The organism is Stenotrophomonas sp. YJH_SMC_91, from assembly GCF_059368495.1.
The window spans coordinates 1-6,181 of the sequence record NZ_JCAFRT010000028.1; the positions used below are offsets into that span (position 1 = coordinate 1).

Consider the following 6,181-nt stretch of genomic DNA (forward strand, 5'->3'; position numbering starts at 1 on the left):
CCAATCCTACCGGTCGCCGTGCACCCGGTAGGTGTCCACATTGGCCAACCTCACGGTGGGTAGTGCCGGCCGCTGGCCGGCAACCACGTGGTCACCGGAAACGCCCTGCGGAAGCCGGCCAGCGGCCGGCTCTACCAAGCACCAATCCTACCGGTCGCCGTGCACCCGGTAGGTGTCCACATTGGCCAACCTAACGATGGGGAGTGCCGGCCGCTGGCCGGCAACCACGTGGTCACCGGAAACGCCCTGCGGAAGCCGGCCAGCGGCCGGCTCTACCAAGCGCCAATCCGGCCGGTCGCCGTACGCCCGGTAGGCGTCGACATTGGCCAACCCAACGATGGGGAATGCCGGCCGCTGGCCGGCAACCGCGTGATCAGGGAACGCCCCGCGGAAGCCGGCCAGCGGCCGGCTCTACCAAGCGCCAATCCGACCGGTCGCCGTACACCCGGTAGGTGTCGACCTTGGTCGACACACATCAAACATCAACGGTGATGCATCCACCAGCAATCAATCGCGTCCAGCACGATGTGGATGATCAAACCGATGCCGAACAACCGCGTTTTCTTCGGCACGCACAGGCCTGCATACACGGCAATCGCCGGTGCGGTGTGCAGCGGATGGAAACCGATGCTGCAGCGGTTCGGTGCGTAGATCGGGTCGGCCAGCAGGTGGTCCAGGTCGATGATCCAGCCCAGCAGCATCAGCAGCCACGCCGAAGCAAAGCGCTTGCGCCAGAACAGCCATGCCAGCAGGGCTGGCACGGCGGCATGCAGGAACAGGTGGAAGATCGCGCGCGCGCTCATCGGGGCCGGTAGCGCCGGGCCTACGCCCGGCGTTCCCGTTTACATCAGACCAGCGGTTCGTCGGACAGGTAGGTGTAACCGGTCAGGCCGGCTTCCAGCGCCTCCGACAACTCCTGCGCGCGTTCCGGCGACAACTGGGCCTCGGCCACGCGCTGGGCATAGGTCGCGCGCAGTTCGTCCAGGCGGTAACCCACGTAGTCCAGCATCACGTCGGTGGTGTCGCCACGGCGCTGCTGGGTAATGGCATAGCCATCGGCATCGGCCAGCACTTCCACCGCGTCGGTATCACCGAACAGGTTGTGGATGTCGCCCAGGATTTCCTGGTAGGCGCCGACCATGAAGAAGCCGATGCGGTAGCTCTCGCCCGGCTTCATCTTGTGCAGCGGCAGCGAGCTGTCCAGGCTCTCGTTCTCGACATAGGTTTCCACCATGCCGTCCGAGTCGCAGGTCATGTCGGCGATGATGCCGCGGCGGTCGGGGGTTTCGTCCAGGCGCTCGATCGGCACGATCGGGAACACCTGGTCGATCGCCCACACGTCCGGGATCGACTCGAACACGCTGAAGTTGACGAAGTACTTGTCGACCAGGCGCTCGTTCAGTTCGTCCAGCACCGGGCGATGGCTCTTCTCGTCGTAGCTCAGGCGCGCACGCACGCCATGGGCGATGGCGTAGAACAGATCGTCGATGCGCGCACGCTGCGGCAGGTCGATCTGGCCCAGCGCGTAGCTGGCCAGGCCTTCGGCGTGGAAGTGCTGTGCCTCCTGGAACAGTTCCACCGCCGGACGCACGTCCAGTTCGTCGTGGATCTCGCGCAGGTGGCGGATCGCCGCCGGCTCGTCGTCGTGCTGGTCCGGCACGCGGCCTTCCTGCGCCTCTTCCACTTCCGAGACGTTGGCGATCAGCACCGCGTGGTGCGCGGTCATCGCGCGGCCGCACTCGGTGACGATGCGCGGCGGGGTCAGGCCGAACTCTTCGCAGGCATTGGCCAGCGGCTGCACGATGTTGCTGGCGTAGGAATGCAGGCCGTAGTTGATCGAGCAGAAGCTGCGCGAGCGCGTGCCTTCATAGTCCACGCCCAGGCCGCCGCCCACATCGACGTGGGTGATCTTCGCGCCCAGGCGCGACAGCTCCACGAAGTAGCGGGTGGCTTCGCGCATGCCGTTGGCGATGTCGCGCACGTTGGAGATCTGCGAGCCCATGTGGAAGTGCAGCAGGTTCAGGCAGTCGGCGTACTCGGTGTCACGCAGCGACTTCCACAGGTCCAGCAGCTGGCGCGGCGACAGGCCGAACTTGGCCTTGTCGCCACCGCTGTTCTGCCACTTGCCGGCGCCCAGCGAGGCCAGGCGCATGCGCACGCCCAGGCCCGGCTTCACGTCCAGCGCCTTGGACTCTTCCAGCACCAGCTTCAGCTCGGACGGCTTCTCGATGACGATGAAGGTCTGCAGGCCCAGCTTGCGGCCGATCAGGGCCAGGCGGATGTACTCGCGGTCCTTGTAACCGTTGCAGACGATCAGGCCACCCGGGCGCGACAGCGCCAGCACGGCCATCAGCTCGGGCTTGCTGCCCGCTTCCAGGCCGAAGCCTTCGCCGTGGTGGCTGGCCAGGGTGCCGGCCACGCCGCGGGTCTGGTTGACCTTGATCGGGTACACGGCGGTGTAGCCGCCGCTGTACTCCCAGTCCTGCTGGGCCTGGGCGAAGGCCGCCTGCAGCTTGCCCAGGCGCTGGCCGAGGATGTCCGGGAAGCGCACCAGCAGCGGCAGCTTGGCACCGGCCGCGCGCGCCGCATCGACCACCTTGGGCAGCGACACCACCGGGCCGTCCGCCCCGGTCGGTCTCACCACCATGTGCCCGGCCTGATCCACGTCGAAGTAACCGTCCGCCCAATGCGGGATCGAGTAGGTCTTGCGGGCTTGGTCGAGGGACCAATCGGTCATTTCAGTCGGCCTTGTTGGCAATAAAAGGGGGGGCATGATAACGCCTATATGCCCACAGGTTCGTTATCATGCGCGCCCGCGCCCGTGACAGGTTCCAACCTGAACGGGCCGATCCGTCCGGATGTGGCATCTGTGCCACGCGGCCCCGCCCGCCAGCCCGGCTCCACCCCTCCGAACAGGACTGTTTTCCAATGACTGACAGCAACAACTGGTACATCGAACACTTCGAGCGCACCGGCTCGGCCATCGGCTACCGCATCACCGGCAAGCTCGACGAGGTGCAGTCGCCGTTCCAGAAGATCGAGATCTTCCAGACCACCGACTGGGGCAACCTGATGACCATCGACGGGGCCATCATGCTGACCAGCAAGGACAACTTCTTCTACCACGAGATGATCAGCCACCCGGTGCTGTTCACCCACGCCGCGCCCAAGCGCGTGGTGATCATCGGCGGCGGCGACTGCGGCACCCTGCGCGAAGTGCTCAAGCACACCGGCGTGGAGAGCGTGACCCAGTGCGATATCGACGAGCAGGTCACGGTGATGGCGCGCAAGCACTTCCCGGAACTGTGCGACTCCAACGACGACGCCCGCGCCGAGCTGCTGTTCGACGACGGCGTGGCCTACATGGCCAACTGCCCGGCGGGCAGCGTGGACGTGGTGATCGTGGATTCGACCGACCCGGTCGGCCCGGGCGAAGGCCTGTTCAACAAAGCCTTCTACGAGAGCTGCTTCAAGGCCCTGAAGGACGACGGCATCCTGGTGCAGCAGTCCGAGTCGCCGCTGATGCAGTTGGACCTGATCAACGAAATGCGCACCGAGATGGGCAAGGCCGGCTTCGGTTCGTTCAAGACCCTGCCGTTCCCGCAGCCGTGCTACCCCACCGGCTGGTGGAGCGTGACCATGGCGCGCAAGGGCGACAGCAGCTTCGATTTCCGCCAGGCCGACTCGGCCGCCAAGACCTTCAACACCCTGTACTACACCGCCGCGCTGCACACCGGCGTGCTGGTGACCCCGCCGTTCGTGCAGGCGGCATTGAAGTAAGGCGTACCGACCAACGGTCGGCACCCACCCATGCAAAAGAAAAACCCGCGCTGGCGACAGCGCGGGTTTTTTTCATGTTCCGGTAGTACCGGCCGCTGGCCGGCAACCTCATGTAACGATCAGAGCGCCCAGATACCGGCAATCACCGCCACCACCAGGCCCCACTTGATCAGCTGGTAGGCCACCACGCTGCGCTCGCGCAGTGCCTTGGCCTTCAACCGCACCTTGTAGACGCTGCCGAACGCCTTGTTGACGCCACCGGTCGGGTCACCCGGCAGGTTCGGCGAGGCACCGCCGGCCAACAGCGTGGCCGCCACGGCGCGGTTGAACAGCCCCGGCAGGCCGAAGCGCAGCGGGCGGGCGATGTCGCAGAACAGGATCACGCGGTCATCGGGCGTCTCGTTGTGCGCGTGGTGGATGTAGGTCTCGTCGAACATCATCCACTCGCCATCGCGCCAGCTCTTCTTGATGCCGTCCACTTCGATGTAGCAGCCGTCGTTGTTCGGCGTGGCCAGGCCCAGGTGCAGGCGCAGCGAACCAGCGAACGGGTCGCGGTGCGGACGCAGCTCGCTGCCCGACGGCAGCTGCGCGAACATCGCCGCACGCACGTCCGGTAGGGACTCCAGCAACGCCGTGGTCTTGGGGCACATCGCCTTCGCCGACGGGTGCGACGGGCCGTACCACTTCAGGTAGAAGCGCTTCCAGCCACGGCGGAAGAACGAATTGAAGCCGGCATCATTGAACGTGCTGGACGCGGCGATCTTCTGCGCATCGCGCAGCGCCAGCGCTTCATCGCGGATCATCTGCCAGTTCTGGCGCAGCGGCTCCAGCTGCGGGAACTCCTTGGCCGGGTCCAGGAACGGCGTGGTCGGCACCTTCGAGAACATGTACATGACCACGTTGATCGGGGCCATGAAACTGGAGTGGTCCAGCAGCTGGCGCGACCAGCGCGCGCGGACCTTGCCACGGAAGTGGATGTACAGCACGCAGGCGACGAACAGCGCTGCAATGACGATTTTGATGATCAAAGCACTTTCCTCCAGCCGCGGCCGGAACGGGAATCGGGGTGGTGCACGGCCTGGCGGCCAGCACCGGTAAGGAACGCGGCAGGGAACGGGACGTGCCGAAGGGTGCGGCCGCCGATGTCGCGAATTAACAGCTTATGGTCGGCAGGCCGTGCGTCGGGGTCAAGCCGGACGTGCGCGACGTTCAGCGGGCCGCGGATGGACGAACCGATGCGACGCCCAACCTATTGATTCGGAAAGAACCGTCGACCAAGTGAGACATAATTGTCCGATTGAGCGCGACGAACTGTTCCAGCCACGCCCCTGACATTTCTCCGACAAATCGTGGAATAGCGAACTGGCGAGTACTAAAATTAACGAAAACTTAGTAACTCCCTGTAACACCGGTTCGCTTGACGCTTTGCGCCACCCACCGGGTCGTCCGAGACCCCGACATGTATCTTCCTGCTCTGCCCCCCTCCTCCTGCGGCGATGAGGCCGCCACCCCGCTGCTGCTCAAGCGCGGCGAACGCTTCCTGGCCCCTGACGTCTATCGCACCTGCCTGGACGGGCGCGAGGCAGTCATCAAGGACTATTCCCGCTACCGCGGCACGCCCGTTTCGCTAATCGCGCGACTGATGGTGCGCCGTGAAGCCCGCATGCTGCAGCGCCTGGGCGGCTGGAAGCATGCCCCCGCGCTGCTCGGCACCCTCGGTGGCCTGGCGCTGGGCATGGAATTCATCCCCGGCCAGACCCTGAGCACCGCGCAGGCCGTGGGCAATGACGTGTTCGAGCAGCTGCAGCACGCGCTCAGCCGCCTGCACGCCGCCGGCATCAGCCACAACGACCTGCATGGCACCAACGTGGTGGTCAGCGGCGGCGTACCGGTGCTGCTGGACTTCACCTCGGCCTGGCGCGCTCCACGCTGGCTGCGCCGCAACCCGCTGAGCCGGCAACTGAGCCGCAGCGACATGAAGAACTTGCTGAAGATCCGCCAGCGCGTGACCGGCCAGGCGCCAAGTGCCGCGCAGGCCGCACTGGTGGCCGACCCGGGCTGGGTCGCGGCCGTGCGGCAGGGCTGGAAGCGGTTCTATAAGTGGGCCAAGCGGCGGTAAGCGCCGCGTCTTTCGGGCGGCGATGGATCGCGAGATGAGATGGGACAGCGCCGGGGGGCTGCGTGCCCCGACGGGGACGATGCCTCGGGGGGGGCGTGCGCCGATGGGGACGACATCTCGGCGGCTGCGTGCGCCCTATCAGGTAGAGTCGACTGTTAGTTGTGTAAACCCACCACGTTGTTCAGCAGGACTCTGGAAATAGGTGGCTGGCCACCGATCCCCATGTGAGGGCGGTGCCAGTTGTAGTGGTGCAGCCATTGGGTCAGCACGGAATTGCGCTGG

Annotated in this window: 6 protein-coding genes; 2 read left to right on the top strand and 4 right to left on the bottom strand. The window is 65.7% G+C overall.

Going from position 1 to position 6,181, the window contains the following annotated elements:
• Positions 1-482 precede the first annotated feature (482 nt).
• Both AC5P5X_RS20250 and speA read right to left on the bottom strand, forming a co-directional pair.
• A complete protein-coding gene (locus AC5P5X_RS20250) occupies positions 483-803 on the bottom strand; it encodes a DUF6122 family protein (protein WP_005411369.1) in 321 nt (106 codons plus the stop codon).
• 44 nt (positions 804-847) lie between these two features.
• Entirely contained in the window at positions 848-2,737 is a 1,890-nt protein-coding gene (gene speA / locus AC5P5X_RS20255; RefSeq protein ID WP_005411370.1) for an arginine decarboxylase, read from the bottom strand.
• A 191-nt stretch (positions 2,738-2,928) separates the two neighbouring features.
• On the opposite strand from speA, the gene speE reads away from it, so the two are divergent.
• Positions 2,929-3,780, top strand: a complete 852-nt coding sequence (gene speE / locus AC5P5X_RS20260) for a polyamine aminopropyltransferase (protein ID WP_032127130.1) — start codon at positions 2,929-2,931, stop codon at positions 3,778-3,780.
• Positions 3,781-3,899: 119 nt separating this feature from the next.
• On the opposite strand, the gene AC5P5X_RS20265 is transcribed toward speE, so the two are convergent.
• A complete protein-coding gene (locus tag AC5P5X_RS20265; RefSeq protein ID WP_024957655.1) occupies positions 3,900-4,805 on the bottom strand; it encodes an aspartyl/asparaginyl beta-hydroxylase domain-containing protein in 906 nt (301 codons plus the stop codon).
• Positions 4,806-5,239: 434 nt separating this feature from the next.
• Between AC5P5X_RS20265 and AC5P5X_RS20270 the strand changes: the two genes are divergently transcribed.
• Positions 5,240-5,899, top strand: a complete 660-nt coding sequence (locus AC5P5X_RS20270; protein ID WP_043034268.1) for an RIO1 family regulatory kinase/ATPase domain-containing protein — start codon at positions 5,240-5,242, stop codon at positions 5,897-5,899.
• Positions 5,900-6,054: 155 nt separating this feature from the next.
• On the opposite strand, the gene AC5P5X_RS20275 is transcribed toward AC5P5X_RS20270, so the two are convergent.
• The coding region (locus AC5P5X_RS20275) for an integrase core domain-containing protein (protein WP_146257439.1) at positions 6,055-6,181 on the bottom strand (127 nt) is incomplete at its 5' end.

Bases quoted from the DNA above. Each gene is read 5' to 3' on its own strand.
- AC5P5X_RS20270 (WP_043034268.1), top strand. From the start codon at position 5,240: ATGTATCTTCCTGCTCTGCCCCCCTCCTCCTGCGGCGATGAGGCCGCC.
- AC5P5X_RS20250 (WP_005411369.1), bottom strand. From the start codon at position 803: ATGAGCGCGCGCGCGATCTTCCACCTGTTCCTGCATGCCGCCGTGCCA.
- speA (WP_005411370.1), bottom strand. From the start codon at position 2,737: ATGACCGATTGGTCCCTCGACCAAGCCCGCAAGACCTACTCGATCCCG.
- speE (WP_032127130.1), top strand. From the start codon at position 2,929: ATGACTGACAGCAACAACTGGTACATCGAACACTTCGAGCGCACCGGC.